Origin of the sequence: Kiloniella laminariae (genome assembly GCF_027214005.1) — a bacterium.
GTDB lineage: Bacteria > Pseudomonadota > Alphaproteobacteria > Kiloniellales > Kiloniellaceae > Kiloniella > Kiloniella laminariae_A.
In genome coordinates this window covers 136,904-163,595 of the sequence record NZ_JAPWGY010000003.1, presented here as the reverse complement: position 1 = coordinate 163,595, position 26,692 = coordinate 136,904, and the positions used below count along the sequence as shown (strand labels likewise).

The 26,692-nt window shown below is 49.5% G+C and carries 23 protein-coding genes and 1 tRNA gene; 15 read left to right on the top strand and 9 right to left on the bottom strand.

All coding sequences use genetic code 11. From position 1 onward, the window contains the following. Positions 1-3: 3 nt before the first annotated feature. From O4H49_RS09800 to O4H49_RS09785, 4 genes are read right to left on the bottom strand one after another with little or no spacing between them, the layout of a single operon-like run. Complete coding sequence (locus O4H49_RS09800) at positions 4-1,236, bottom strand: aminomethyltransferase family protein (protein ID WP_269423254.1); 1,233 nt, start codon at positions 1,234-1,236, stop codon at positions 4-6. Between the two features lie 3 nt (positions 1,237-1,239). Beyond that, the gene (locus tag O4H49_RS09795) at positions 1,240-2,805 is read right to left on the bottom strand and encodes a phytoene desaturase family protein (protein WP_269423253.1); all 1,566 of its coding nucleotides are present in this window, start codon (positions 2,803-2,805) and stop codon (positions 1,240-1,242) included. 3 nt (positions 2,806-2,808) lie between these two features. Continuing rightward, positions 2,809-4,458, bottom strand: coding sequence for a phytoene desaturase family protein (locus O4H49_RS09790; protein WP_269423723.1), 1,650 nt, complete (start codon positions 4,456-4,458; stop codon positions 2,809-2,811). A 30-nt stretch (positions 4,459-4,488) separates the two neighbouring features. After that, positions 4,489-5,802 (bottom strand): aspartate aminotransferase family protein, encoded by a 1,314-nt coding sequence (locus tag O4H49_RS09785; protein ID WP_269423252.1) that lies wholly within the window; start codon positions 5,800-5,802, stop codon positions 4,489-4,491. A gap of 180 nt (positions 5,803-5,982) precedes the next feature. On the opposite strand from O4H49_RS09785, the gene O4H49_RS09780 reads away from it, so the two are divergent. The 10 genes from O4H49_RS09780 (at position 5,983) to O4H49_RS09735 (ending at position 15,404) form a co-directional block, all read left to right on the top strand. Beyond that, complete coding sequence (locus O4H49_RS09780; protein ID WP_269423251.1) at positions 5,983-6,633, top strand: TetR/AcrR family transcriptional regulator; 651 nt, start codon at positions 5,983-5,985, stop codon at positions 6,631-6,633. Between the two features lie 44 nt (positions 6,634-6,677). Then, entirely contained in the window at positions 6,678-7,865 is a 1,188-nt protein-coding gene (locus tag O4H49_RS09775) for an acyl-CoA dehydrogenase family protein (protein WP_269423250.1), read from the top strand. 153 nt (positions 7,866-8,018) lie between these two features. Beyond that, on the top strand, positions 8,019-9,146 hold the full coding sequence (locus O4H49_RS09770) for a polyamine ABC transporter substrate-binding protein (protein ID WP_269423249.1): 1,128 nt from the start codon (positions 8,019-8,021) through the stop codon (positions 9,144-9,146). Between the two features lie 70 nt (positions 9,147-9,216). Continuing rightward, positions 9,217-10,368: an ABC transporter ATP-binding protein gene (locus O4H49_RS09765; RefSeq protein WP_269423248.1), complete on the top strand. Its 1,152-nt coding sequence runs from the start codon at positions 9,217-9,219 to the stop codon at positions 10,366-10,368. After that, positions 10,365-11,336 carry an ABC transporter permease subunit gene (locus O4H49_RS09760; protein WP_269423247.1) on the top strand — a complete coding sequence of 324 codons (972 nt, stop codon included), beginning with the start codon at positions 10,365-10,367 and terminating at the stop codon, positions 11,334-11,336. The genes O4H49_RS09765 and O4H49_RS09760 overlap by 4 nt, the downstream gene beginning before the upstream one ends. Positions 11,337-11,339: 3 nt before the next feature. Next, positions 11,340-12,152: an ABC transporter permease subunit gene (locus O4H49_RS09755; RefSeq protein WP_269423246.1), complete on the top strand. Its 813-nt coding sequence runs from the start codon at positions 11,340-11,342 to the stop codon at positions 12,150-12,152. Between the two features lie 216 nt (positions 12,153-12,368). Beyond that, positions 12,369-13,583, top strand: coding sequence for an aromatic ring-hydroxylating oxygenase subunit alpha (locus O4H49_RS09750; protein ID WP_269423245.1), 1,215 nt, complete (start codon positions 12,369-12,371; stop codon positions 13,581-13,583). A 133-nt stretch (positions 13,584-13,716) separates the two neighbouring features. Continuing rightward, entirely contained in the window at positions 13,717-14,400 is a 684-nt protein-coding gene (locus O4H49_RS09745) for a TetR/AcrR family transcriptional regulator (RefSeq protein ID WP_269423244.1), read from the top strand. A gap of 172 nt (positions 14,401-14,572) precedes the next feature. Beyond that, positions 14,573-14,648 (top strand) — tRNA-Thr (locus tag O4H49_RS09740). A gap of 99 nt (positions 14,649-14,747) precedes the next feature. Beyond that, the gene (locus O4H49_RS09735) at positions 14,748-15,404 is read left to right on the top strand and encodes an FkbM family methyltransferase (RefSeq protein ID WP_269423243.1); all 657 of its coding nucleotides are present in this window, start codon (positions 14,748-14,750) and stop codon (positions 15,402-15,404) included. Between the two features lie 57 nt (positions 15,405-15,461). On the opposite strand, the gene O4H49_RS09730 is transcribed toward O4H49_RS09735, so the two are convergent. Next, on the bottom strand, positions 15,462-15,659 hold the full coding sequence (locus tag O4H49_RS09730; RefSeq protein ID WP_269423242.1) for a hypothetical protein: 198 nt from the start codon (positions 15,657-15,659) through the stop codon (positions 15,462-15,464). Between the two features lie 730 nt (positions 15,660-16,389). Between O4H49_RS09730 and O4H49_RS09725 the strand changes: the two genes are divergently transcribed. The 3 genes from O4H49_RS09725 (at position 16,390) to O4H49_RS09715 (ending at position 20,828) form a co-directional block, all read left to right on the top strand. Next, a complete protein-coding gene (locus O4H49_RS09725; protein WP_269423241.1) occupies positions 16,390-17,598 on the top strand; it encodes a M24 family metallopeptidase in 1,209 nt (402 codons plus the stop codon). A gap of 166 nt (positions 17,599-17,764) precedes the next feature. Beyond that, complete coding sequence (locus O4H49_RS09720; RefSeq protein WP_269423240.1) at positions 17,765-18,664, top strand: LysR substrate-binding domain-containing protein; 900 nt, start codon at positions 17,765-17,767, stop codon at positions 18,662-18,664. A 196-nt stretch (positions 18,665-18,860) separates the two neighbouring features. After that, positions 18,861-20,828, top strand: a complete 1,968-nt coding sequence (locus O4H49_RS09715) for an acetoacetate--CoA ligase (RefSeq protein ID WP_269423239.1) — start codon at positions 18,861-18,863, stop codon at positions 20,826-20,828. A gap of 27 nt (positions 20,829-20,855) precedes the next feature. On the opposite strand, the gene O4H49_RS09710 is transcribed toward O4H49_RS09715, so the two are convergent. From O4H49_RS09710 to O4H49_RS09695, 4 genes are all read right to left on the bottom strand, one after another. Then, the gene (locus tag O4H49_RS09710) at positions 20,856-21,398 is read right to left on the bottom strand and encodes a hypothetical protein (protein ID WP_269423238.1); all 543 of its coding nucleotides are present in this window, start codon (positions 21,396-21,398) and stop codon (positions 20,856-20,858) included. Positions 21,399-21,536: 138 nt separating this feature from the next. Further along, on the bottom strand, positions 21,537-23,450 hold the full coding sequence (locus O4H49_RS09705; protein WP_269423237.1) for a hybrid-cluster NAD(P)-dependent oxidoreductase: 1,914 nt from the start codon (positions 23,448-23,450) through the stop codon (positions 21,537-21,539). Positions 23,451-23,572: 122 nt separating this feature from the next. Next, the gene (locus O4H49_RS09700; protein ID WP_269423236.1) at positions 23,573-24,241 is read right to left on the bottom strand and encodes an SOS response-associated peptidase; all 669 of its coding nucleotides are present in this window, start codon (positions 24,239-24,241) and stop codon (positions 23,573-23,575) included. A 47-nt stretch (positions 24,242-24,288) separates the two neighbouring features. After that, entirely contained in the window at positions 24,289-25,104 is an 816-nt protein-coding gene (locus O4H49_RS09695; RefSeq protein ID WP_269423235.1) for a dimethylarginine dimethylaminohydrolase family protein, read from the bottom strand. A gap of 315 nt (positions 25,105-25,419) precedes the next feature. Between O4H49_RS09695 and O4H49_RS09690 the strand changes: the two genes are divergently transcribed. Both O4H49_RS09690 and O4H49_RS09685 read left to right on the top strand, forming a co-directional pair. Then, entirely contained in the window at positions 25,420-25,848 is a 429-nt protein-coding gene (locus tag O4H49_RS09690) for a hypothetical protein (RefSeq protein WP_269423234.1), read from the top strand. Positions 25,849-26,162: 314 nt separating this feature from the next. Further along, a complete protein-coding gene (locus O4H49_RS09685) occupies positions 26,163-26,633 on the top strand; it encodes a hypothetical protein (RefSeq protein WP_269423233.1) in 471 nt (156 codons plus the stop codon). The last annotated feature ends 59 nt before the right edge of the window (positions 26,634-26,692 follow it).

Below are 26,692 nucleotides of genomic sequence, written 5' to 3'. Positions count from 1 at the left end.
TCCCTAGAATCTTGCTGGTGGTGTCAGGCGTTTTCTGGGGGGATTGAAAAAAGGGCGGTCAACAATTTTCGCCTTGGCCATTACCCGGTCCCATTTCAGTTCCTTGTCGACATAGATCTCGACCCAGAGGTCTTCTTGGATATCTACGCCAAAGGGACGCTGGAGCAGCGCCATGGCGAGATTGTTTTTCATGGTTGGTGACCAGACTGCCGAGGTAATGTGACCTATTTCCTTTTTTTGTTTGTGATAGACCAGCGCGTTATGGGCGGGCTTGTTGCCTTCAATTTCGAGACCGACAAAGCAATAGCGCGAGCTGTTGCCCTCTTTTTCCTTTAACAGGGCCCGGCGCCCAGTGAAGTGCCCTTTGCCAAAGTCAACCTGCCAATCGAGACCCAGTTCAAAGGGTGAACGTCCTCTGGTGTGCCGCACGACGTGTTCTGCATGAAGAAAGTCGACGGTCGGCTGGATAAACCCGGCTTCTATTCGCGCCATGTCGAGAGCAAGTGAGCCGATCGGGGATATGGTTCTGTCCGCACCCGCTGCCATCAGGGCATCCCAGAGCTCAAGGGCTTTGCCCGGCTCTATCCAGAGCTCATACCCCAAATCACCGGTAAAGCCTGTCCGGGAGACCATCAGCTCCGTTCCGGCAAAGGGGAAATTTTTGTGATCAAAGGGTTTGAGTGTCTCGACACCTTTAATTCCCATGGCTTCGAGAATGGCAAAGGTTGTCGGCCCTTGGAACTGGAGGGCGGCGATATCGTCGGTTTCGTCGAGGATCTCGACATTAAATCCAAGGGCGGAGTCCATCAGCCAGGCGTATTGGCGTTCCTGGCTGCACAGCCGGAAATCATCAGGGCCAAACCTGAATATTGTGCCATCATCCAGTATATGGCCTTCATCGTTACACCAGATGGCATAGGCAACCCGGCCCGGTTTGATTTTTTTGACATCTCTTGGGACAAACCGGTTCATAAAGCGTTCGGCATCCGGACCCTTGATGCGATATTTACACATGGGCGAGATGTCATAAAGAGTGGCGCCGTTGCGGATGGAGAAGTATTCCAGTTCGACACTGTGATAGCTGTTCGGAACGCTGTATCCAGCCCAGAGTGTCCAGTCGTTGGTCTCACATTTTTCGACCTGTCTTGGGTGAAAGGGTGTCGGCTTCCGGCCAGCATTAATGCGCGGTTTTGCGGAGAGGAGTTCAGACTTCCGGGGCGAAATGGATTTTGTCATGGCTCAGCCCTTTCTGGACAGAATACGTTGGGCGGCATTCATGCCGGGTGCTCCGGTAACATTTCCACCTGGATGCGCCCCGGCACCACAAAGGAACAGGCCTCCGATGGGGGTTTCATACTGGGCTGTCCCATGAAGCGGGCGCATCATCAACAGCTGATCGACCTGGATTTCGAGGTGGTGCCAATGACCACCTGTAACATTGAAAAGCTGTTCCAGATCTGATGGCGTTAATACCTGCTGTGAAACAATCTGCTTGCGGATGTTGGGGGCATAGGCCTCCAGTGTACGAATTACGGCCTCTCCAAGATCTGCCCGTTGTTCTTCACTCCAGCCTGCTTTGAGCTGATAAGGGGCGTATTGGGCCACAATGGAGAGAACATGTTTGTTCGATCGGGAACTGGCTGGATCAACCACAGTGGGAAGTGTGATCTCCAATGCAGGATGTTCGCTGAACTCCCCGTATTTTGCGTGGTTGAAGGCTTTTTCGATATAGTTGATGCTGGGGGCGATGACCAGTTTCGCTGCGAGATCCTGTTGGCTCAAGCCGTTGAATTCCGGCAAACCATCCAGAACCAGATTTACCTTTGCTGCATCCCCCCGATTTCGAATCTTGTTAAGACGTCGGGTGAAACCGGCATCCAGGTGTTCTGCGCCGAGAAGCGAGAGAAAGGTCCGCTGTGGATCTGCACTTGAAGCAACGGAGTTGGCCAGAAGTTTTTCGCCTGATTCCAGCTCTACGCCGATCACGGTATCATTTTCAACAAGAAGGGACTTAACCGGCGCATTGGTACGGATGGTTGCCCCTGCTCTGGTTGCTGCTTGCTCGAGTGCTTCAGAAACTTTACCCATGCCCCCTGCGGGAATACCGATGGCACCCTGAGTACCTTCCATGCTTCCGGCAAGTCTATACATCAGGCTAAGAACGGAACCGGGTGATCGGGGGGCGAGATGGGTTCCCCAGACAGCTTCCATGGCCGTTACCCCCATTAAAAGATCGTTTTCCAGGTGATCTTCCAATTGATCGGCAATATTGAGCAGGGCAATTCGCAAAAATTCCTGCATGGATTTACGGCCCATCATCCGGATCGAGAGGCCAAGTTTAAGCAGGGTTTTGGTATCTTCCCAGTCCCGGTTTTTGAGGCGGGGAGGTTTCTGCCCGAGTAAAGCACCAAGGACGCGGGCAAATTTTTTCAGATCCCGCATAACCTGGGTGTAATTTTCCTGGTCCTTGGAAGATAAATCCGCGCCATTCATGGCGGTGAGGGTTTCTCCCAGTATTTTGAGGTGGCGGCCATCAGAGCCCAGAGCAATGGTCGGGAGGGAAGAGGCGGCCATCTTCAAATTCAGGTTCAGGTCCCGGATAACGTCAGGGTGAAGCTGGTACAGCAGATGGGCACAGGTCGGGATCAGAACCCCGTCTTCAGTTGGTTCTGTGATAGCCATGCCGCCAATCCGGTCTTTTGCTTCGAGAACCAGAACCTTTTTGCCCGCCTTGGCAAGATAGGCGGCACAGGTCAGGCCATTGTGACCGGCCCCGATTACAATTGTGTCATATCTTGTCGTCATTTTTTAATACCCCCGAACCGTCTGGCGTGCGCCAAGGTCCCGCAATACTTCGCGTGCTGCATTTGCTCCTGGTGCTCCCATCACACCCCCACCGGGATGGGTTGAGGAACCGCACATATAAAGGCCCTTGATGGGTGATCTGTACTGGGCATAACCGGGAACCGGGCGGTTAAAGAGCAACTGGTCAAAAGTGAGCTCGCCCTGGAAAATATTCCCTTCGGTAATGCCTGCTTCTCTTTCGATATCAAGCGGTGTCCGGCATTCGTAGTGTAGAATCATGTCTTTGAAATTCGGGCTGTATTCCGAAATCTGGTTAAAGACCGTCTGGGCAAAGGCGTCCCGGTTGGGGCCATCCCAGCTTTCGTTATTGGCAAGGTGATAGGGGGCATATTGGACAAACACAGTCATGTAGTGCTTTCCGGGTGGTGCCATGGTCGGGTCTATCCGGGTGGGCAACAACATGTCGAGATAGGGATCTTTTGACCAGGTTCCATTTTTCCAGTCATCGTAACCCCGTTCCATCCGTTCGATGCTGTCTGTAAAGTGCATGTCGCCGTTGAAGATCGGGGAATCTTTCGGGACCTGTGGAAATTCCGGCATGCCATCCAGGGCAATATTCAGTTTCCCGGAAGAACCTCTGATCTTGAAGCGTTCAACCTGACGGACAAAGTCTTCGGGAAGGTCGTTCCGCTCGACGATATCGAGGAAGGTATGTTTCACATCCGCGTTGGAAATTACGGTGTTGGCGTAATAGTCATCACCGTTCTTCAGAACAACTCCGATGGTACGACCATTCTTCACCAGGACCTTGTCCACGCCACAGCCGCTACGGATTTCTCCGCCATGGTCTTCAAAACAAGCGGCCATGGCTTTGCTTATGGAGCCCATACCGCCCCGTGCGAAGCCCCAGGCGCCGATGTTGCCATCAACCTCGCCCATGTAGTGATGCAGCAGCACATAGGCTGTACCGGGGGACATGGGGCCCAGAGCCGTGCCAATGATACCCGAGCCGGCGTAATAGGCCTTGATCACATCTGATTCGAAATATTCGTCGAGAAACTCTGCCACGCTCATGGTCCAGAAGCGGAGAGTCTCTGCCATCTGTGCTTCTGAAAAATCATGGAACCGCTTGCCGAGATAGGCCAGTTCCGCCAGATCCCGTGGTTTGAAGGACGTGGGATCGGGGGCCATGCGCATCAAGAGCGGCTTGATAAAACGGCATTGCCGCATCAGGTCGGTTGAATAGCGGTCATAGGCTTCAGAGTCTTTTTTCGAATGACGCGCCAGCTCAAGGCGGTGGGCATCATGGTCAGTGTAGTTGCAGAGGTGATCCCCGTTTTGCATGAAGACCCCGCCACCGGAATAGGGAATGACCTGAAGACCATATTTGGGCAGGTCGAGATCCCGGACAATTTCCGGCCGCAGCAAGCTACAGACATAGGAACAGTTCGAATAGGTCCAGCCTGGATGAAGTTCCAGACTGACCGCGGCACCGCCGAGATAATCGTTTTTTTCCAGGACCAGGACCTTGAGGCCGGCTTTTGCCATAAAGCAGGCAGTCGTCAGACCATTGTGTCCGGCGCCGATGATGATGGCATCATAACGTGTTTGGTTCATTTTATCTGTGGCGAGCCGCTTGGCCTGCCTCCCCAGTAGAAAAGAGATGCGCGTAGAAAGGCCGGATTAAGCGACTTTTAGCTGTTCACAGGTTTGATCGACGGCTTTTTCGAACTTGTTCAATGTTTCAACAAGGCAGCTTTTGTCGTGTGCCGCGGAGATAAACCAGGGTTCCCGGCTATCCGGTTCACAGAGGATGCCCAGCTCATGGAGGTGCTGGGCCATGGTGTCATAGAAGGAATAGTCGCTTTTTTTCCAGCTGCGGTAGTTCACTGGCGGATGTTCGTTGAAGAACAGCCCTCCCATGGAAGGATGGCCTGAGAAGGAGTGGGCGATATTCCGGCTATCCAGGATTTCGCTGATACCTTTTTGCATGTCGAGACCAAAGTTGGCGATATCTTCAAGCGCTGAGGTTTCGTCCAGAATTTCAAGAGTTTTGTTGGCAGCGGCCAGAGAAACAGAATGGGCGGTATAGGTGCCGCCATGGGCAATCCCATTGCCGACTTTGCGCATGATCTCTTCGCGTCCGGCGACGATCGAGATCGGATAACCATTGGCGACAGCTTTGGCAAAGGTACAGAGGTCGGCTTTGACCCCATAAAGTTCCTGAACACCGCCTTTTGCTACCCGGAAGCCTGTTTTGACTTCGTCGATAATCATGACGACGCCATAATGATCGCAGAGTTCTCGAACCTGATGAATGTATTCTGCGTTTGCGGCAATACTGCAGCAGTTTCCCATAATGGGTTCGATCAGCAGCGCCCCGATATCAGATCCGTGTTTCTTGAGCACGTCTTCGAGTTTGTTGGCGTCGTTGAGGGGGACGGTGTGAATCAGCTTTTTGAGCATCTGGGGAACGCCGTCGCTATAGGGAACCAGTTCCGGATCGCCTTGGCCCTCGACCCAGTCTTCCATGGGTGTGTACCAGAGGGCAGCGTCAAACAGTCCGTGGTAACCGCCTTCGATAATGATATAGGAATCCTTGCCGGTATAGCCGCGAGCAATGCGTAGAGCTGCCATGACAGCTTCGGTCCCGGAATTGGAAAAACGAACCAGCTCAGCCGCGGGTACCATCTGAGAAATTCGATTCGCGACGGTGTATTCCAGCTCTGTAGCAAGAGCAAAGACGCCACCGACTTTCATTCCTTCAATGGCAGCGGCGTCAACGCGATCATCTGCGTAACCTAGAATTCCAGGGCCATATCCCATGCGATAATCGATGTATTGATTGTCGTCCAAATCCGAGAAACGGGCGCCCTTTCCCTGTTTGACATAAATCGTCTTGTCATCGCCCCAGTAGCGAAAGTTTGAAGCTACGCCAAGGGGCAGCTTTTTAAGGGCTTTTTTGAACTGAGCGTTGCTTTTGGTGAGGGATCGCATGATTTGGACCTTTCAAACATTTTGTTGCTGCATTGTGGTTTTGGAATTTTAAATTGTCCATAATAAACTGAGCGCTCATTCAATATTTATATATAAGCTATTGATATTTAACGTAATATATTTTATTATTGACGATATAAAATTATTAAACTAAAGCTTTTAGTCAATATGGATATGAAAATGAAACAGACTCCGAGGCGCAGCAGAGCAGCCCAAAAGGTCTTCAGAAAACAGCAATTGATCGATGCGACTATCGACTGCATAGATCGGCTGGGGTTTTCCGATACGACCCTGGCGAAGGTTGCCGATCGTGCAGGGGTGTCACAGGGAATTGTGATTTTTCACTTCAAGAGCAAGGATATCCTTTTTCTTGAGACGCTCAGGTTTATGGCAGAGGAATATCGCAATGCCTGGGCGACAGCCCTTGAAGAGGCGGGTGAGGACCCGGTTGAACAGCTTTGTGCGGTTGTAAGGGCTGATTTCAATCGTTCGGTTTTCAACCGGAAGAAAATCGCGGTCTGGTACGCTTTTTGGGGTGAGTCAAAGTCAAGGCCAACCTACATGAAGGAATGTGGTTCCCTTGATGAGGCGCACACCGAAGTTCTCTGTGATCTCTGTCGAAAAGTCTGTGATCAGGGGGGCGCCATAGTTGACCCGCAGATTGCGGCTTTCGCGATCGAAGGTATGACGGACAGCTTGTGGCAAAGGTATCTGATTACACCCAAGTCGATAAAGAAACAGGAGGCGGCGAACGCTTCATTTGAATTGATGAAGGCACTTTTCCCCTCAAAGGCAACTCAGATCGAGAGTTTAAAACCAAACAAAAAATAAACGGCCGATCAATACAGGTCGATCAGCAATACAGGAGCAGGGTGATGGACTTTCGCTTGCCAGAAGAGGCGCGGGTTTGGGCTGGGAAAGTGCGTGAATTTGTTGATCACGACCTTATTCCTTTTGAAGTTGAGGCCGAGTTGAATGGTGGTGATTTGCGCCCGGAGATCCGGCAGCGGCAACGGCAGAAAGCTCTGGATTTCAATCTATCGGGAATGGATGCGCCGAAGCAGTACGGAGGATTGGAGCTCAGTGTTGTCGAGCAGGTTGCGATCTATGAGCAATTGGGCCGGGTAACGAATGCTCTGGGCTGGTGTTTCAGTGAAGCGCACAAATGGATGTTTGAAGCCTGCAGTGATGATCAGATCAATCGTTATGTTGTGCCGATTCTGAAAGGTGAACGGCATGAGTGTTACGCCATTACCGAAGCAGAGTCAGGCTCTGATGTCGATGGTTTGGACGCTACCGCCAGGCAGGAAGGTGACCATTATATTCTCAATGGAGAGAAGTGGTTTGTGACATCTGCAAATCTTGCTGATTTTGCCATTTTCCAGGCTCGGCTTGAAGGAGGGATACATGCGGGGGCGCATGTTCTGTTCTTTGTTGATCTGGATACCGCGGGCATAGAAGTAATTGATACGCCGCTGTTCTCGCATACTTTCGAGGCGCACCATCCCACCTATCGCTTCAGGGATGTGAAGGTTCCGGTGGCAAACCGGATTGGTGATGAGGGGGCGGGTATGGACTATACCCGTGCCTGGTTCCGGCGGGAGCGCCTGATGATTGCAGCACGGAGCTGCGGGGCAGCGGAACGGCTTCTTGAAGAGGTCAGGGTTTTTGCCAATAACCGCCTCTCTAACGGACAGGCTATTGCCCAATATCAATTGGTCCAGGCCATGCTTGCAGACAGTGCGACTGAGCTTTGGGCGGCCCGGCTGATGACCTATGAAGCTGCCCAGGCTCATGACCGGGGAGAAGATTTGAAGCGCCTTCACGCGCGCTGTTCCATGGTCAAACTCTATGCGTCAGAAATGGTCGGACGGGTCGCGGATCGTTGTGTCCAGATTTTTGGCGGTCGGGGATACATGCGTGAAAACCCTGCCGAACGCTTCTACCGCGAAGTCAGAGTGGACAGAATCTGGGAAGGAACCAGTGAAATCCAGAGATTAATAATAGGAGGAATTTTTAATAAACGTGGGTTGGATGGTCTGATTGGATCAACGAACACATGAGCTTGATGTTTAAGCGGGACTTCTATCCAGCATAAAAACAAGACAGTAACAAACAACAAGATCTGGTTGAGGTACCTTCTGATTAAATTGGGCATGCGCTGAAGAATATAAAAAAATCAGGGAGCGCGCACGTCAATGAACTGGGAGATACTCATGAGTACAAGAAAAAAGATAACGGGTGTGTTGGGCAATGTCGCGACGATGGCGTTGATTGCAGGAACAGCTGTTTCTCTATCCATTGCCTTGTCATCTGCAAAAGCAGACGAATTACACGTCTATAACTGGGTCGATTATATCGGTGAAAGTACAATCGCCGATTTTGAAGCTGAAACAGGAATCAAGGTCATTTATGACACCTATGATTCCAGTGAAACAGTTGACGCAAAACTGATTACCGGCAGTTCAGGTTATGATGTTGTTTTGCACGCGGGCTCATTTATGCCGCGCCTTATTGAGGCGGGTGTGTTTGAGGTTCTTGATAAAAGCAAGCTTGATAATTATGCCAACCTTGATGTGGATATCCTGAAGGTCGTGGAAAGCTGGGATCAGGGCAACAAATACGGGGTGCCCTATATGTGGGGTACTGTCGGCATCACTTACAATGTCGATATGATCAAGGAGCGGATGCCTGATGCGCCCATAGGTTCCTTCAGCATGATTCTGGATCCCTCGATCATTTCAAAGTTTGCTGACTGTGGCATATCCTTGCTGGATTCACCTGTTGATGTGATCCCGATGACTCTTTCCTATCTGGGGCTGGATCCCATGTCGACCAACCCGGAAGATTACGACAAGGTTGTCGAGGCTGTATCCGCGATCAGGGGGAGTGTGACAACCTTTGACAGTTCCAACTATCTGAACGCGTTACCAAGCAAAGAACGCTGTATTGCCATGACCTGGTCCGGTGACTATGCGGTGGCGGCATCCCGGGCTGAAGAAGCGGGCGTGGACATCAATCTGAATTACTTTGTGCCGAAAGAAGGTGCCGGAGCCTGGTTTGATATGTGGGCGATCCCGAGTGATGCGCCGAACAAGGAAGCAGCTTACAAGTGGCTCAACTATATGATGCGTCCCGAAGTGATTGCTGCTGCAACAAACTATACCTGGTATGCTAATGCAAACAAGGCTGCTACTCCGTTGGTTGATGAGGAGATCCGGACCAATCCGGCCGTTTATCCTGATAGCAAGGCCATGGAACGGATGTATCTTGCAAAAACATTGCCGCCAAAGGTAGAGCGCGTTCGTACGCGCAGCTGGAGCCGGATCAAGACTGGAAGCTAACTTCAGTGGGTAACCCTGCTGACAGATCAAGAGCAGGGTTACCCGTTCCCGCTTTAGGAGAAAGCGTGTGATGACCGAATTCAAAAAACCGATTGTTGGGGATAGACCTGCTTTTGATGCCGAGGCAGAGCCTTTTATTGATATCCAGGGTGTGGGAAAGAAGTTTGGTGTTTTTACTGCAATCGACGATATCAGCCTGAAAATATACAAGGGCGAGCTTTTCTCGCTTCTTGGCGGATCGGGTTGTGGCAAGACGACACTGTTGCGTATCCTGGCGGGCTTTGAAAAACCCAGCAAAGGCCGGGTCATTATTGACGGCACGGATGTAACCGATATGCCGCCCTATGAACGGCCGGTAAATATGATGTTTCAGTCCTATGCGCTTTTTCCGCATATGACGGTAGAAAAAAATGTCGCGTATGGTTTGCACCGGGATGGCGTTTCAAAGGTGGAAACCCGTGAACGTGTTGCTGATATGCTTGCCTTGGTCGAGATGTCCGACTTTGCAAAACGCAAACCCAATCAATTGTCCGGGGGGCAGAAACAACGTGTGGCTTTGGCCCGTTCTCTGGTGAAGCGCCCAAAAGTTCTGCTGCTGGATGAGCCGCTGGGGGCGCTGGATAAAAGGCTGCGGGAACATACCCAATTCGAATTGATGAATATTCAGGATAAGCTGGGAATTACTTTTGTCGTGGTAACCCATGATCAGGAAGAGGCCATGACCCTGTCCAGCCGGATCGCTGTGATGGACAAGGGAAATGTTATCCAGGTTGGAACGCCGTCGGATATTTACGAAAGTCCTGAAACAAAATTCACTGCTGAATTCATCGGTTCAATCAATATGTTTGATTGTCATGTCAAGGAAAGTGGCCGTGATCATCTGGTGGCGCATTGTGGGGCTCTGGCGCAAGATTTTTACCTGGACCGTGGTGTTGCCGTGAAGGAAGCCCGGCAGCTTTGGTTGGCAGTCCGGCCCGAGAAAATCCAGATTTCCCGCCAATCTACGGTCGAAAATGGCGTAAACGAGCTGCCCGCTTTCATTCATGATATTGCCTATATGGGGACCCATACAATTTACAGGATCCGTTTGGCAAATGGCCAGATCCTGCAGGCGACGACGCCGAACCTGCGCCGCTCTTCAGAGGGAGAGCGCAATCTCACCTGGGAAGATGCTGTTTTTGTCTCGTGGGAGCCCTCCAGCATGGTGGTGTTGATGAAATGAGCAGGGATGCGGCAAACAAAAAGCTTCCGACTTTATCAGCGGGCTCCATTGTAAAGATGGCCGGGGATTTGAGTGGAAAATTGATACAGCGGAACTGGAAACGTTTTGTCATCGCCGTACCGCTTGTCTGGCTGTTGATTTTCTTTATCGTTCCTTTTGTTATTGTTCTCAAGATCAGCCTGGCAGAAGGGATGATTGCCCGTCCGCCTTTCACACCTTTGTTCGAGTGGGCTGAGGATCTGAGTTTTACGATTTCGGTCACCTTCGAGAACTTCAGGTTCCTTGTGACGGATGATCTCTATTATTCTTCCTATCTCAATTCTCTCTTTCTTGCGGGAAAGTCGACAATTATCTGCCTGTTGATCGGCTATCCAATGGCCTACGGGATAGCCCGTTCCCGTTCTGATATCAGGGGCATACTGTTGCTGATGGTGGTTTTGCCCTTCTGGACGTCGTTTCTCTTGCGTATTTATGCCTGGATGGGATTGCTGAATAAAAACGGCATTATTAACGGTGCCTTGCTTTCAATGGGAATTATTGATGAACCCCTGAACATGATGTTTACCGAGGGGGCGATCTATGTCGGTATCGTTTATTCCTATCTCCCCTTTATGATCTTGCCGCTCTACGCGACGATGGAAAAGCTGGATGAAAGCCTGAATGAGGCGGCGGCGGATCTGGGGGGCAAGCCTTTTACGGTTTTTTACACCGTAACGTTACCGTTGACGCTTCCGGGTATAGTTGCCGGATCGTTGCTGGTCTTTATTCCGGCAACAGGTGAGTACGTTATTCCGGCACTGTTGGGTAATTATGACACCCTGATGATCGGGCGGGTTCTGTTTGATGAATTCTTCAGTAACCGGGATTGGCCTGTTGCCTCTGCTGTAGCCGTTGCTCTTCTGGCTTTTCTGGTGGTGCCGATCATGATGTATCAGCATTTTCAGGCAAAAGACGGGGAGCGGAGCTAGGTCATGAAAAAACGTTCTACTTTTCTGCTTTCTGTGCTGGTTTTCGGTTTTGCCTTTTTGTATGTGCCGATCCTGTCACTGATTTTCTATTCCTTTAACAGTTCTCGTCTTGCGACGATCTGGGGTGGTTTCTCTGTTAAATGGTACGGAGAACTGTTTCAGAATGATCTGATTATTAATGCTGCTCTTCTCAGTTTTCGGATCGCTGCTGTGTCGGCAACCTTTTCTGTCATTCTCGGGGTGCTGGCGGGGCTGGCCTTGTCGCGGTTTGGTCGATTTCGAGGCCGATTGGCCTTTACCGGGATGATCACAGCACCGCTTGTCATGCCAGAAGTGATCACGGGACTGTCCCTATTGTTACTGTTTGTCTCGATGGAGGATCTGGTTGGCTGGCCAAATGGCCGTGGTGTTACAACAATAACCATTGCTCATATAACCTTCAGCATGGCGTATGTGGCGATAATTGTTCAGTCCGCTCTTTCGGGGATGGAGGAGAATCTGGAGGAAGCGGCTATGGATCTGGGCGGCAAGCCTTTGCGTGTTCTCTGGGATATCACTCTTCCCCTGCTGATGCCGGCCATGATCGCAGGCTGGCTTCTTTCCTTTACGATGTCCCTGGACGATCTGGTGATTGCCAGCTTTGTGTCGGGGCCGGGCAGCAGCACGCTGCCCATGGTGATCTTCTCGAAAGTGAAGCTCGGGGTGACGCCAGACATTAATGCCCTGGCGACATTGATTATTCTGGCTGTGGCATTGGGGGTTATCTGTGCAGGCCTGATTATGAGGCATCAGGCACGGCAGAAATACCGGCTATAGCGATCTGTAACCTGTATTTGAAAGCAGATGGATTACTCCTGCTCAAAAGACAGGAGCGGTGTTTCTTTGGGGAGCCGTTCTCTGGCTCTTGATCCTCAATCGTCCTTTTGTTGATTGTTCTGATCTTCAGTGAAAATCGAGCTGATAGGGGGTGACAAATTACTTTTTTTATATTAATTTATATAAGCGCTCAAATAAAATAAAAGGTATGAAGAAATGAACACAATACCTGCTGGGGATTTGAAGTCAGAAGAGAGCAGTTATCAGGATTGGGACCGGGGTGGATTGCCTGGCTGGACCTACCACAATGAGGAGTTGACGGAACTGGAAAAGGAAGTTCTTTTCCGGCGACATTGGCAGGTCGCATGTCATGTTTCCGATATTCCTGAATCTGGTGATTATGTAACCTTTGATATTGTCGGCGAACGGGCTGTGCTCATGCGCGGAAAAGACGGTCAGATCCGGGCTTTTCATAACCTTTGTCGCCATCGTGGATCGCGTGTCCTGTGTGAATCAAAAGGCAATTGCAAACGGGCAATTGTTTGCCCTTTTCATGGCTGGAGCTATGGCCTTGATGGTGCCTTGCTGGGGGCTGCCTCCCCGGAAACCTTGCCTAAACTTGATTCCATTGAACATGGACTTAAGCCGATAGAGTTTGAGGTCTGGATGGGGTTTGTGTTTGTCCGCTTCTTGCCAGGAGATCAGCCGCCTGTTGCAGAGCTTTTGGCCAGACATGCGGAAGAAATAGCACATTATCGATCAGAGACTATGGTGCCTGCAGGTTCGAATTACTGGAGCCACGACATGGACGTAAACTGGAAGTCGGTTCGCGACGTGGATAACGAGGGGTATCATGTCAGAATGGCTCATCCAGAGCTGCAGGAACTCTATGGTGGTAACTATTCGGATGAACCACTGATAAACGGCAGCTGTCGCTCCTATGCTGAATTTACCGACACGCCAGGAAAGATCTGGAGTGTACAGAAATACAAGAAAATTTTACCGAAAGTGGCGCACCTGCCAGAAGGAAACCAAAGGGCCTGGCTGTATATCGGTATTTATCCGAACATGGTTTTGTCTTTCTATCCCTGTACGGTCTCATTTTACCAAGAGCATCCGATTTCTGCCGGGCGAACCCATCAACGCGGGGCAATTTATCGCCATGCTGATGAAAGCAGGGGTATGCGCCTGGCCCGGTATCTTTCTACGCGAATAGATAATGAAACGACGGATGAGGATACACAGTTGATTGAATGGTCCTGTGAGGCAATGAACTCCAGTGCTTTTGATGGCATCGTTCTCTCTGACCTAGAATATAACGTCAGGTGTTACCACGATGCGTTCAGGCGGGATCTGCCGGTGATGAATCTGGACCAGCCTCCTGCTCTCAATACCGTAAAGGCTGTGAATGCTCAGATGCGAGAGATTTAGGGTATAAATGCTTCCTGCATCAGAAAAGGCAAAGCGAGTAAGGCTGTTGTTTATGAAATTACTCGCTTTTTCTGTTGTAATGCTATATTTGCGAGCAAAGTTCAGTTCGCTGTAGGAGATTGCACCAGAGGGTATGCAACAAGCACAGGAAAAAAAACGTCCCGGTCGACCGAAGGGGCAGCAAACCGAAAATACCTCTCGACGACGACGGCAGTTGATTGAAGCTGCTATTGATTCAATTGTCGAGCATGGTATGTCGGCCACGACACTGGCGACTGTAGCCAAGTCGGCTGGTCTGTCCCAGGGGGCGGCGGTCTTTTACTTCCAGACCAAAGAAAACCTTCTGGTCGAGACCTTGCGGTATCACTATCAGGAGTATCAGGACCTTTGGCAGGAAGAACTTGAAAAGGCCCCTGATGATCCTGTCGAAAAAATCACTGCTCTGGTGCTCGCTGACCTGGACCCAAAAATCTGTAACCCCCGGAATCTGACACTCTGGAATTCATTCTGGGGCGAAGTAACAGCGCGACCCAGATTTGCAAAGCTGTGTGATGATTTTGATCGCGAACGCTACAGCATTATTCTGCGACTTTGTGAAGGCGCGGCAGCCTTGATCCAAGATCACGTCTGGAGCCCGGCCTCGGTCGCGGATACCCTCGATACCATGGTCGATGGTCTCTGGGTCAGGATGCATATAACACCCGATTTTCTTGATAATAAGGCGTCGAGCCTGTTGATGGCCCGTCTTCTGGTTTCTATCTTTCCAACCAGATCAGAACAGATAATGGCAAGACATGAGGATAAAAACCCAGTCTGACCGAACTCAGTCTGATCGATTGGGCGGCACAGTTTTCTGCAACACGAATAATATGAGACGAAGCTTAGGCTAAGCCCCTAAGGACAGAGGTTTCACGATACCGAATAATCATGATGGTTCGTGTTCTCCATACTGGTCTTCGACGCAATGCTATGTTAACAATTTTTCATGTGCTCCAATAGCTCAGTTGGTAGAGCACCTCATTCGTAATGAGGGGGTCAGCAGTTCAAGTCTGCTTTGGAGCACCACTTTAATTCTTATAATCAGCTCTTTGATGAGTTGATTATAAGAGGTTATCGGATCTAATACTTATAATATGTTGTTATTCTATGGAATATTTACCCAAAATGAAAATTTCTCTAATTTCACGAATAAGAAAACGATGGATATTCAAATTTTATTCTATACGTCTCTTTTTTATTAGCTCAAAAAAGAAGAGATTGTTTATAGATTGTGGATCAAATATTGGTCAGGGCTTTACATTTTTTAGTAAATATTTTCCCAATAGATTTTATGATTATATCTTAATAGAGCCTAATCCAAATTGTGTGATTACGCTTAAAGAAAAGTACAGCAATATTGAAAATCTTGAAATTATAGAAGCAGCTGTATGGACGGAGGAAGGAACATTAGACTTGTTTGGTTTAGTCGAGGATGAACGTGGTTCAAAATCGGATGGAGCATCCATTGTTTCTACTCATAATACTGTGTTTTATGAGGCAGATAGTACTAAAGCAACGAAAGTTTCTACTATCGATTTTGCTGCCCTCTTGAAGTCCAAGCTCCATTATGATGAAATAATTATCAAAATGGATATTGAGTCGAGTGAATATGATGTACTTGAAAAACTGATAAAGGAAGATCTTTTCAATAATGTAAGGTTTATATTTATAGAATTTCACAGCCAATTTATGGTTGGTGAAGAAAAGGCCTTAATTGAAAAAAGGGAACGCAAAATTAAACAATATTTAAATAATATTCATAAGTTGTATATTTGGCATTGATTTATTGATAGGACATTCGCTCAACCAGAATGTTTCCGACACCGGGTCGTATCTTGACTACTGGGGGCGGAGGTCCAGGGCGACAACCTCTTTTCTGGCGTCATCTTCTTCTGTGCCAGTCATAGCTGCTAAAAGCATTGCCGCAGCGGTCACCCCTTCTTTATGTGCTGTCAGAAGAGATTCGTTTCGGGCAAGGGCTTCTGTAACGGTTTCAAAATATGCCTCTTCAACCATTTCTTTTGACGCTAAATCCAAGATAAGCTTCTCGAAGATGTCATCATATACGTTTTCCGCCCTCAAAATCATTATCTCATAAAGACAGAAGTGATTTCAATTCCCGAGCTTGGCATAATCATTCTGCCGTAAAAATATCCTTAGATTTCAAATTGTTTTCCAGAACAAAAATTCAAGACATGACAAATTGAAATCGAACGAGAATATACGGTCTTTGTTTTGGCAAGAGGATGAATTTCAAAAATTTCAAGGTGTTACTCTAGAGACTCCGAGATCAGATTCAGAGACAGGATGAGTCTGTATAAGTTTGTCGGTGAAATTATATTTTTTGTATACCTTTCAAGAAGATAGATAAAATTTTAGATAAATTATTCTCAATATTTATTTGTTGATTTGTCCCTGTGATTCAGCTTTTCTCAAGCCCTGATTGACAGTTGCGCGAAGGCTTATGCCGAGAGCTTATCGTGATCCTGAATGAGTTGCCGAAACGATTGGGTTTTCACTCTTCCCTTGGAGTTGGGGGTCCATCGTAGCGAGGGTTGCCTTCCCCCGAGGGTGACCCTCGCAAACCTTTATTCAAGCTGACCCTACAACTCATAAATATTGTAAATATATTCATTGATATTATTGATTATGTTTATGATTTTCTTGCTGTTACATGTGAGGCGAAAGTTTCGCTAACAGAACATATCTGCCGATATCTGCCCACAGAGGCCTGATTCGCAAAATGTTCAGAATCAGGAGTAAAATCATGGAACGTACTTTGCGCATCCGCAATGGTGAAAAGGTCCAGGGGACCTATTCCCGGCAGGAAATGGAACGCCGTAATGCCAGACTTCGTGCTTTTATGGCTGACAAGAATATTGATGCGGTTATTCTGACCTCGTACCACAATATCAATTATTTCAATGATTTTGTTTATTGTTCTTTCGGGCGTCCCTACGGACTGATTGTAACCCAGGACAAACATATTTCCGTGACGGCGAATATTGATGGCGCCCAACCCTGGCGCCGCAGTTTTGATGACAACGTGATCTATACAGACTGGCAAAAGGATAACTATTTCTTTGCCATTCAACAGGAACTTGCTGGTCAGAAACTCAACCGGGTCGGACTGGAATTTGACCACATTAATATTGACAACAAAAACAAGATGGCTGTTGCACTTGGGGATCCGACATTTGTCGATGTTGGTGCCCCGACCATGCGGATGCGGATGAACAAGTCGGCAGAAGAGATCGCGATTATCAAACATGGGGCCGCAACTGCTGATATCGGGGGCGCGGCCTGTGTTGAGGCAATTGCAGTTGGTGTGCCAGAACACGAAGTGGCCCTGCATTCAACCCAGGCGATGGTACGGCACATTGCCAAAACATTCCCTCATGGTGAACTGATGGATAGCTGGACCTGGTTCCAGTCCGGAATCAACACCGATGGAGCCCATAACCCTGTTACCAGCCGGCGGATAGAGGCGGGGGATATTCTTAGCCTGAACTGTTTTCCGATGATTGCCGGGTACTATACTGCTCTGGAGCGGACACTTTTTGCAGAGCATGTTTCTGATGCGCACCTGCGGTATTGGGAAGTGAACGTAAAGGTCCATGAAGCAGGCCTGAAACTGATTAAACCGGGTGTTCGCTGTTGTGATATTGCCCTGGAACTAAATGAAATCTTCCGTGAGCACCAGATGTTACAGTTCCGGACCTTTGGCTATGGCCATTCCTTTGGCACGCTCAGCCATTACTATGGCCGGGAAGCAGGGCTGGAATTGCGTGAGGATGTGGAAACCGTGCTGGAACCGGGGATGGTGGTTTCCATGGAGCCGATGATCATGATTGCTGAAGGAAAGCCTGGGGCTGGTGGCTACCGTGAACACGATATTCTGGTTGTTGGTGATCAGGGAGCGGAAAACATTACCAAGTTCCCCTACGGGCCAGAACATAACATTATCAAGAAATAATATCTGTTTATAAAAGCTGCTTTATTTAAAGCCCGATACTTTTTAAAGGTATCGGGCTTTTATATATCATGAGGTTTGGGTTCTTCTTGCCAGGCGGTATATAGTTGGCAAAGAGTTGAGAGACACATTTCAGGGCTACAGAGGAAACAGTCGGTATGGCTTCCAGATGATCAACTTGCCAACAGATCTGCTTCGTACCTTCACGACAGTCATGGACCTTGGGGGAATAACCCGGGCAGCAGAAGTACTGGGACGCTCGCAACCGGCAATCAGTCTGCAGCTAAAGCGTCTCGAAGAATTGATTGATATACCTCTTTTCGTTCGCGCGGGTAAAAGAGTGAAGCTGACAGAAGATGGTGAAGCGCTTGGAGTTTATGCCCGACAGATTCTTGCTTTGAATGATGAAGCCGTTTCCCGGCTGCGTTCTCCGCGTGTTGGGGGCGTGGTGCGTGTCGGCTTGCCCAGTGATTTTGCTGTCTCTATCCTTCCGACAATTCTGGGGGGCTTCACCCGGGCTCATGATGGCATAACACTGGAAGTGACCTGTGGTATCTCTCGCGATCTTGTGCGGGGAATGGAAAAACAGGATTATGACGTTGTTATTGCCCTTTGCGGAGAGAGCCCGTTTGTTTCACTGGCCAAGACCTGGACAGACAGGCTTGTCTGGGTCAGTAACGGAGACGCCAGCCTGCTGGCTGAGGAGCCACTACCACTGATCGTCTATCCGCAGGGGTGTCTTTACCGGCAGCGGACAGTCGAAGCATTGAACCGTGCGGGAAGAAATTGGCGGGTAGCCTATAGCAGTCCGAGCCAGTCTGGAATTGAAGCCGCGGTCAAAGCGGGGCTGGGAGTGACAGTCCTTTCAGAGAAGACAGTTCCCTCTAGTTTGGTGCCGATAGCAGTTGAAAACGGGTTTCCGGGCCTAGCAGATGTTGAGGTCGGCTTGTTTTATCGGCAGCCCGACCTGAGTGAAGCAGGGTTGCGCCTGGTCAACTATATTACAGGTTCAATGGATAGCCTTCACAGTGATACCACAGATTCCCGGCTTGATCATTCCAGGGTCTGATCAGTTGCGCAAAAGGATTGATCCTCGTCAGAAAATGACAAGCTTTTCTGCTGGCAGATCTCCATATTCTTGACCTGTCGGGTTGGCCTGAAAGAAAAATCTGTTTGAAACCCGCGGGCTTGGCGCTAAGGTGTGCGCTGCAACATAACTAAAAAAACCAACCAGCTGAAGAAACCAATCGGGAGCAAGGGCAATCATGACATTTGTGGCAAAACCCCAATGGCAACCTAGTGATGAGAGAATCAAAAATGCGATCGTCACTGATTTTATGTCCTGGTTGGAAAAAGAAGGCAAAGTAACGGTTGATGATTTTGCCTCACTGCATCGCTGGTCGGTGGAACAGATCGCAGAATTCTGGTCTTCTGCCTGGGATTATCTGGGCGTTATCGGGGCCAAAGGTGGACACGCCTTTACCCGGAATGACGGGGATATCAAGACCAGTAAGTGGTTTGGGGATGCCCGGGTGAATTTTGCCGAAAATCTGCTGCGTTACCGGGGATCAGAAGAGGCATTGGTGTTCTGGAGTGAGAAGGGGCGCGAAAAGGCTTTCAGCAGGGATTTGCTCTATGCCGAAGTTTCCCGTTTGTCTCAGGCTCTAAGAGCCCAGGGGGTCAGACCAGGAGACCGTGTAGCAGGCTTGATGCCTAACATGCCTGAAGCAATTATTGCCATGTTGGCAACTTCGGCGATCGGTGCCGTCTGGTCATCTGCTTCTCCTGATTTTGGGGTTCAGGGTATTCTGGATCGTTTCGGCCAGATTTCACCCAAGGTGCTGATTGCGCCGGACAGTTATGACTATAATCTCAAAAATCACGATGTTCTCGGGAAAGTTCGGGATGTTGCAGGACAAATTCCGTCGATTGAAAAGGTCGTGATTGTTTCCTGGGCGGGGAAAACACTGGATCTGACGGGGATAGAACAGGCAAGTGATTACCGCGATTTTGTCGCTCCCTACAGTCCTGGAGAAATTGATTTCAGCCGACAGTCTTTTGATCATCCACTGTTCATCATGTTTTCTTCGGGTACGACGGGAGCACCAAAGTGCATCGTCCACCGTGCCGGTGGCGCCCTGATGAAACAGCTGGTTGAACACCGATTCCACGGAGACCTTAAAGAAGGAGATCGGCTGTTTTATTTCACGACCTGTGGCTGGATGATGTGGAACTGGTTTGCCGCTGGTCTTGCCTGTGGTGCCACGCTTATCTGTTATGACGGCTCTCCCTTTGCCGGAAGCCCGACTGTGTTGTTCGATTTGGCAGAGCAGGAAAAGGTTACACATTTCGGTACGTCGCCAAAGTATCTTGATACGCTGAAAAAATCGGGAGAGAGCCCGGTTCTGAAATACAGTCTTCCCACTTTGCGCACGATCTACTCGACTGGATCCCCCCTGCTTCCGGAAGCATTTGATTTTGTCTACAACAATGTCAAAAAAGACGTGCAGCTGGCGTCAATCGCTGGAGGAACGGATATTCTTGGCTGCTTTATGCTGGGAAATCCGATTGGCCCGGTTTACCGGGGTGAAATCCAGACGCCAGCACTTGGCTGTGCTGTTGCCGCTTTTGATGACACAGGAAAGCCTGTTGCGAAAGATCGCGGTGAATTGGTCTGCACCGAGCCATTCCCTTCCATGCCGTTGTGTTTTTGGGATGATGAGGACGGGTCCCGGTATCACAAAGCCTATTTTGCCCGCTTCAAGAACATCTGGACTCATGGTGACTTTCTGGAAGTCACTCCAAACGGAGGTTTGGTGATTCATGGGCGTTCTGATGCGACGCTCAATCCTGGAGGAGTCCGGATTGGTACTGCAGAAATCTATCGTCAGGTTGAACGGCTTGAGGAAATTCGAGAAGCAATTGTGGTCGGGCAGAACTGGGACGGGGATGTCCGGGTCGTTCTCTTTGTTATCTTGCAGGCAGAGGTCGCCAGCTTGGATGAGGGGCTGATCAAGAAGATAAAAACAGCCATTCGGACTGGCTGTACACCCCGCCATGTTCCGGCCAAGGTTGTCGCGGTTTCGGATATCCCAAGAACCCGATCGGGAAAGATTACCGAACTGGCGGTCAGAGACATTATCAATGGTCGTGAAGTCGGAAACAAGGAAGCTCTGGCTAATCCTGAAGCTCTTGATCTATATCGGAATATTCCCGCTTTGCAGGAGGAGTGATACAAACCTGCCAAATCTGAGACAGCGCTATTGTGCAATACCGTCTTTGTAGGGAACCATTTTATTTCTGTCGAAAGCAAGTTCAGCAACGATCAGGAGCTGAGTGACCCGGTTATTCCCTGCCTGACAGAGAGGCAGGGCAAGACGGGCATACTTCTGTACAGAGATCCAGGGGGTGTAAAAGGTGGAATACTCAGCATCTCTTTTATCGACCGCGGCGTTGTTGAGACCCAGGATAAGCTCATAAAAAGGGCCGGAGAAAGACTGGTGCATATAAGTGCCCGTGCTGTCTTTGCCGATATTGTGGACATGCTCGGTCCCCTGTAATCGATAAAGATACCGGCGAGGATTTTCCTCAACCTGAAACAACACAACGTGCGGCAAAGCAAAGGAAATGGAGAAGGGTAAATTCATTCCTTCTCGGGTCGGGATCTGTTCCCGGTTATTCGATCTGACAGAAGACCATACTTCAAAAACCCGGCGCAACAGTGCTTCCCTGATCTGGGTTGCGTCTGTAACTGTCAGGCTTTTTAGCTGGTAGTCGATTAATGTTTGCCGATTGTTTTCCAAGGTAGTGCCAACCCTTACCTATTTCCACGGTTCAGCATTTGTTCATTGTATCATACAATAGTATGCAAATCAGCTGAATAGGTAATATCCATTATATGGGGATCGGGAAGATCTGGATTAGCTTTGTTGGTGAAATTCTCAGATATCGACAGAGAGGTCTGATCTGGGAAAGCTGCAGCAGGGCAGAAAAAACCCGGTATCTACTTCTTCATTACTCAGGCCCATTGCGTTGGGTGCTGCGATTGAGCCACTAACAAGAAGCTGTTTACAGGTTCCGCATATACCACCTCGACAGCTGTAGGGAGCATCAATACCTGAAGCTTCGGCCACAGTTAAAACCGTTTGGTTCCCTTTGATTTCGGTTGTGACGCCACTTTTGGTGAAGTGGATTTTATAACTCTCTCCTCTGGCATCCTCAGGGGGAGCGAGAGGCACAATTGAGAAGCTTTCCTGTTCATACTGGTCGTCGGGAAGGCCAAGTATTCTCAAATCCTCTTGCGCTGTTTTCATAAAGGCATCGGGGCCACAGACAAAAATGCTTCGCTCAAGCAGGTCGGGACAGACTTCAATCAGCTTGTCCCGGGTAAGCCGTCCCTCAAAAACTTTGTTGCTATGGCTGGTGTCCGGCTTCTCCTGGCTGGTGTTGAAAGAGAGCTTCAGGCCCGGTACTTGCCGCGCAAGGAGGGTAAGTTCTTGCCAGGAAACGAGGTCACAGTTTCTACGTGCAGAGTGATGAAAATGAATATCGAAATCCAGGGCATTATCGGTAATGAACCGGAGCATAGAAAGCATCGGTGTGATACCGGATCCACCCGAAAGCAACAGAAGCTGGCGCGGCTGATTCTCCTGCAGGTGAAATTGCCCCGATGGGCCTTGTGCTTCAAGGGTTGACCCGATGGCAAGGTGGTCGTGCAACCAGTTTGATACCTTGCCCCCTGTAACGCGCTTGACAGTGATTGTCAGGCTATCTGGCCGACTTGGGCTGGAAGATATGGTGTAACACCGACTGACCACTTTGCCATCAATCGGTACAAACAGGGTCAGAAATTGTCCGGCCTTATAATCAAAGCGTTGTTGAGGGTCGGCGATAAACTTGAAGGTCCTGATATCGTGAGTTTCCTGAATTATCTGGACGCAGCGCAGTAAAACCGGGCTGTTCAGAAAGTCCTTTGCAGCAGGTGGTTTCATCTGCTGGCTCAGCCGGCTCGCACTGGGGAGCCAGTTGTCGATATAGACAGGACGGGTTTTGGTTTTGAGAACCTCGACCGGATCACCAATGCGAATAGAGCCAGAGTTGAGGGGAATCATGTTTTCGCCAAAAAGTACATCGCGGCTGTTCTGGCGTTGGCGGTAACTTGTCAGGGTTCGCAGGGGCTCCAGTGTTTTGTCTGCAACATGGGCATGGGGATCTACCGTGGTGAAGACACAACGTGCGCAGGCTTTGGGCAGCTCAAACCTTACATCACCAATACGGATGAGGGACCAGCCGTCTTCTTCAAAGGCAGGGCTGCCCGAAACGGTGATATTGGGTCGAAAGTTGGCCATGGAAACCGGGGCAGGTAGCCGGTTGTTCAGGTGGGCAAGAGAACTGTCGCCGATCAGCAGCAAGGGGTATCCATCGGCAAAACTGACATCGCAATCAGGATGTTGCTTGATATATCTTTCACTGCGATTGCCAAAATAGAGCAGGCGCAGTGGTTCCCCAAGTACCGTACTGATCCAGTCGTCAGCCTTGTCCCCACAAATCTGGCCGATCAATTCTGTACCCCAGACAGAAGTATCAAGATAGCTTTCGCTAAATCCGGCTGGATCGAGAACAAGATCAATCATGTCTTCCTGGGTCAGTCTGAGTATTTCGCCATGATAGTTACTGCGAATTGACGTGATCTTGGGGTGGGTACGTCCGGTAACGAAGGTGCCATCAGGCTTTGTGATCAGGTAACGACGGTCTCCGACAAGGCCCGAAGTCAAGAGCTCTGCTTGTGGAAGAGATAGTCCTGCTGTGGACTTTACCGGATAGATAATGAGATTGCTGACGATCGCCGGGGACATGAAAAACTCGATAGAAAAAGAAAGGTGGGAAAGGAAGAGTAACCCAAAGGAACAAGTAAAACAGGGTAGATTTCTGGATTGAAGAAGAAAATAACGTCTTGGCAGGAATGAAGACGTGTATCCTAGAAAAGAACGGCCTGGACAGGTTCCGGGGTAAGGCAGGCCGGGCCCTGATTGCGGGTACTGTTCATATAAGAAGAAACAGCAGTTGCTTTCAGGCTGTTGATCGGTGCTGGCTTGAGTAGGCTGTGCCCACCTTTATAAAGCCAGTTGTCGTAATCTGCTCTTTGTAAAATCACGGGCATTCTATGGTGGATGTGACAGATATCATGGCCGGCTTCTGTGGTCAGAATGGCGCAGGACTGTACTTCACTGCCATCGGCCCCAAGCCAGTCGTCCCAGATTCCGGCAAAAGCAAAGGGGGCATTGTCGGGTCGCGAAATATAATAAGGCTGTTTTCCCTGCTGTCCGCTTTGCCATTCATAAAAGCCATTGGCGGGAATCAAGCATCGCCGCCCGCGGAATGGTCCCCTGAAAGAAGGTTTTTCATTTACTGTTTCGCTGCGGGCATTATGGATAGGTTTGTTGATGTCGGGCTCTTTGACCCAGTTGGGAATCAGGCCCCAGCGATGCAGTGTGAAATGTTTTCGGGCATTCTTGCCCAACACAACCACGGCAATGGGCTGTGTCGGGCAGATATTATAGCGTTCTTCCAGATTGGGCCGTTCTGGAAAACCCATCAGATCACTTAGATCAGCGATGGGAGTCGTCAGGGCAAAGCGTCCGCACATGAATCAGGGATATTCCTGTAGGTATGATTTCGCCCAGCCTATCAGTTTTAATCCGGATTGAAAGGTACAGGATTGAAACGCAGGGACATACAGGAGGGGCCACCATCTACCAGCGCTGCCTGCTGGGTCGGGATCTCGACGACATTGTACCCGGCATTCCGCAGAAGTTCAGCGGTTTTGGGGTGGCCGGCAGAAAGCAAAACCGTGTCGTTCACACAGATGGCATTGGCCGCAGGTTCTTCCCCTCTGGGGACTTCCAGCACTGTCATACCGGCAAAACATGGAGAGCCGGACAGACGATAGGTTGCCAACACCGCATTGGGACCGATCAGACCGCAGTCGGTTTTGAAATGAAGCACACCTTCAGGCGTATTGATTGCCCTGGCTTCATAGCCCCACTTGGCAATCTTTTGTTTGAGCGCATCAAATCCTGTTTGATTGGTTCTGGCTGAAAGTCCGACAAGGACGGCATCCTCTGTTACCAGAATATCCCCGCCATCAACATAGCCTTCATCCTCACCTATCCGTTGAATGTCTTCGTAATAGGACAGGAGAACCTTGTTCATGATTTTGGCTTCCCCGGTCCGGCTGGGTGCACCGGGGCGGAGAATAACGGCACCTTCGGGAAAACAAAGTGCGGCGTCTTCAACAAAAACCGAGTCCGGAAAGTCTTCCAGTGCCGGGTAGACATCCACTGTAACTCCGGCCTGTTCAAGGGCGGCAACATAGGCGTGGTGATCCAGAACAAACTGTTCGTGGCTGGGTGCACCACGGTCGTCTGCTCGAAGGCCATTGATGACGCTCCGGCTTGGTTCACGGACGATGGCGCGGGTAAAACGATGAGATAATCCGGTGCGGGACATGCAAGCCTCAAAAGGTCAGAGAAAATGAACTATTGTTCAACAAGCTAAACCGGGTGATATTTTTAGGCAACAGAAAAGCTAACTGCAGGTCTGGAAGCAGGTAAAATTCTTCCCAGGGAAAAGTGAAAGAGGGGGCAGCTCAAAATGACAGCGGCTGGGCGTAATTATAACTGTGGGTTTCCTTACCTCTTCTGCTGCTTTATACCTAGCCTCGATTATAGACCTCTGGTGACAGGTCTCTGATGGGCGCTTGTGTGACATCGGGTGTATCAGAGATTAACGGCTCTTTTGAATCCCTTATCTTGAGACTTGCAAATGATTTTCGGCTTGTTTGGACGCAAAAAAGAAATCCATATGATTGATGATGGCTTGCGGCGTTGCGGGGCTTTCAGTTCGTCGATACCTGATGCTGTCAAATTAACACTCTGGCGTTTGGCAAAGAACCGAGAGCTGCTCCGCGAAGACAGTGAAGCTGTTCTGATCGACCTTGCGTCCTTCCTGACATACTGTTTTATGGGCGAGGAAGACTTTGCCGAAGAGAATGGGGTCGAGTACTCACAGAAAATGCGCAAACGCCTAGAGTTGACCCAGGTATTTGATGACGGGATTGATGCCGAAATTGTTTTGCTTGCGCTGCATTCCGGTATTGCCCACGGCTCTACAGCAGGTCGATTTTCAGTTGAGCTTCCGGAAAACGATTTGGAAAAGGAGCAATCATTCTCTGCTTCGGATGAGCGGAAATGATGGCCCGCGTGGTATACTTTCTGGCCTGGATTTTTTTTATTCCCTTTATCCTTTTGCTCAATTTTTTTGAGGACAAGATATCCTCCCGGCTTTGCGGGCGGCAGGAGCCAACTGGCAGGAATAAATTATCTGGATCTGGTAATCAGCAAAGTCCGGATCAGGCCCGTGCAAAAAAATAGTTTTTTTTACTGCTCTTAAAGTAACGATTGCCTAAAATGGGCGAACTGAATCAGCAACAAGGAATATGAGCAATTAGCGAGGGTTTTACAGAGGCCGAAAGAATCCGGTTCCACAATCTTCTTCAAGTTGCGGCTTTGAGCCCCTATGAAGGAGAACGGGATAACGCACTTTCTGCTGCGCAACGGATTGCCGCCAAACATAACATGACCTTGGAGGAAGCTGCTGCCGGAGGGGTGGAACCTGAAGAACCCAAACAGCAGCCAAAAGAACGCAAATCCTCCTATAGCATGTCTGCTACAGAACGGGTCTTCGCCAATTCACTGCATCTGATGGATACGCATCTGCAGGCTGAGAAAGCCCGTTATGAAGCGGCATTGCGGGCTGCCTATGACAGAGGTCTTGCCAAAGACAATGAGGCGCCAAAAGGTCTTGCCAGTCCGGTAAAGGTTCGCAGCAAAAAACCAAGAGGTATGAGCCCGCGGGTACATGCATCCATGCTGTTGAGAGAAACCCAGCTTTCCTTGCGTGAAATTTCAGGTATTACAGGGCTGGATATATACCAGATCACGGCAATGAAATTGAAATTGCGTAAGCCAGCAGCATAATTTTCAGACGTTGAGCTATTGTTTGAGCAGGGGTCTTATCAGGCGAAGGCAGATCGACC

What these genes read in the sequence shown, in the direction of transcription:
- O4H49_RS09745 (WP_269423244.1), top strand. Translation starts at nt 13,717, where the DNA reads ATGCAACAAGCACAGGAAAAAAAACGTCCCGGTCGACCGAAGGGGCAG.
- O4H49_RS09695 (WP_269423235.1), bottom strand. Translation starts at nt 25,104, where the DNA reads ATGTCCCGCACCGGATTATCTCATCGTTTTACCCGCGCCATCGTCCGT.
- O4H49_RS09775 (WP_269423250.1), top strand. Translation starts at nt 6,678, where the DNA reads ATGGACTTTCGCTTGCCAGAAGAGGCGCGGGTTTGGGCTGGGAAAGTG.
- O4H49_RS09735 (WP_269423243.1), top strand. Translation starts at nt 14,748, where the DNA reads ATGAAAATTTCTCTAATTTCACGAATAAGAAAACGATGGATATTCAAA.
- O4H49_RS09780 (WP_269423251.1), top strand. Translation starts at nt 5,983, where the DNA reads ATGAAACAGACTCCGAGGCGCAGCAGAGCAGCCCAAAAGGTCTTCAGA.
- O4H49_RS09750 (WP_269423245.1), top strand. Translation starts at nt 12,369, where the DNA reads ATGAACACAATACCTGCTGGGGATTTGAAGTCAGAAGAGAGCAGTTAT.
- O4H49_RS09755 (WP_269423246.1), top strand. Translation starts at nt 11,340, where the DNA reads ATGAAAAAACGTTCTACTTTTCTGCTTTCTGTGCTGGTTTTCGGTTTT.
- O4H49_RS09800 (WP_269423254.1), bottom strand. Translation starts at nt 1,236, where the DNA reads ATGACAAAATCCATTTCGCCCCGGAAGTCTGAACTCCTCTCCGCAAAA.
- O4H49_RS09760 (WP_269423247.1), top strand. Translation starts at nt 10,365, where the DNA reads ATGAGCAGGGATGCGGCAAACAAAAAGCTTCCGACTTTATCAGCGGGC.
- O4H49_RS09795 (WP_269423253.1), bottom strand. Translation starts at nt 2,805, where the DNA reads ATGACGACAAGATATGACACAATTGTAATCGGGGCCGGTCACAATGGC.
- O4H49_RS09720 (WP_269423240.1), top strand. Translation starts at nt 17,765, where the DNA reads ATGATCAACTTGCCAACAGATCTGCTTCGTACCTTCACGACAGTCATG.
- O4H49_RS09770 (WP_269423249.1), top strand. Translation starts at nt 8,019, where the DNA reads ATGAGTACAAGAAAAAAGATAACGGGTGTGTTGGGCAATGTCGCGACG.
- O4H49_RS09765 (WP_269423248.1), top strand. Translation starts at nt 9,217, where the DNA reads ATGACCGAATTCAAAAAACCGATTGTTGGGGATAGACCTGCTTTTGAT.
- O4H49_RS09715 (WP_269423239.1), top strand. Translation starts at nt 18,861, where the DNA reads ATGACATTTGTGGCAAAACCCCAATGGCAACCTAGTGATGAGAGAATC.
- O4H49_RS09785 (WP_269423252.1), bottom strand. Translation starts at nt 5,802, where the DNA reads ATGCGATCCCTCACCAAAAGCAACGCTCAGTTCAAAAAAGCCCTTAAA.
- O4H49_RS09700 (WP_269423236.1), bottom strand. Translation starts at nt 24,241, where the DNA reads ATGTGCGGACGCTTTGCCCTGACGACTCCCATCGCTGATCTAAGTGAT.
- O4H49_RS09725 (WP_269423241.1), top strand. Translation starts at nt 16,390, where the DNA reads ATGGAACGTACTTTGCGCATCCGCAATGGTGAAAAGGTCCAGGGGACC.
- O4H49_RS09705 (WP_269423237.1), bottom strand. Translation starts at nt 23,450, where the DNA reads ATGTCCCCGGCGATCGTCAGCAATCTCATTATCTATCCGGTAAAGTCC.
- O4H49_RS09690 (WP_269423234.1), top strand. Translation starts at nt 25,420, where the DNA reads ATGATTTTCGGCTTGTTTGGACGCAAAAAAGAAATCCATATGATTGAT.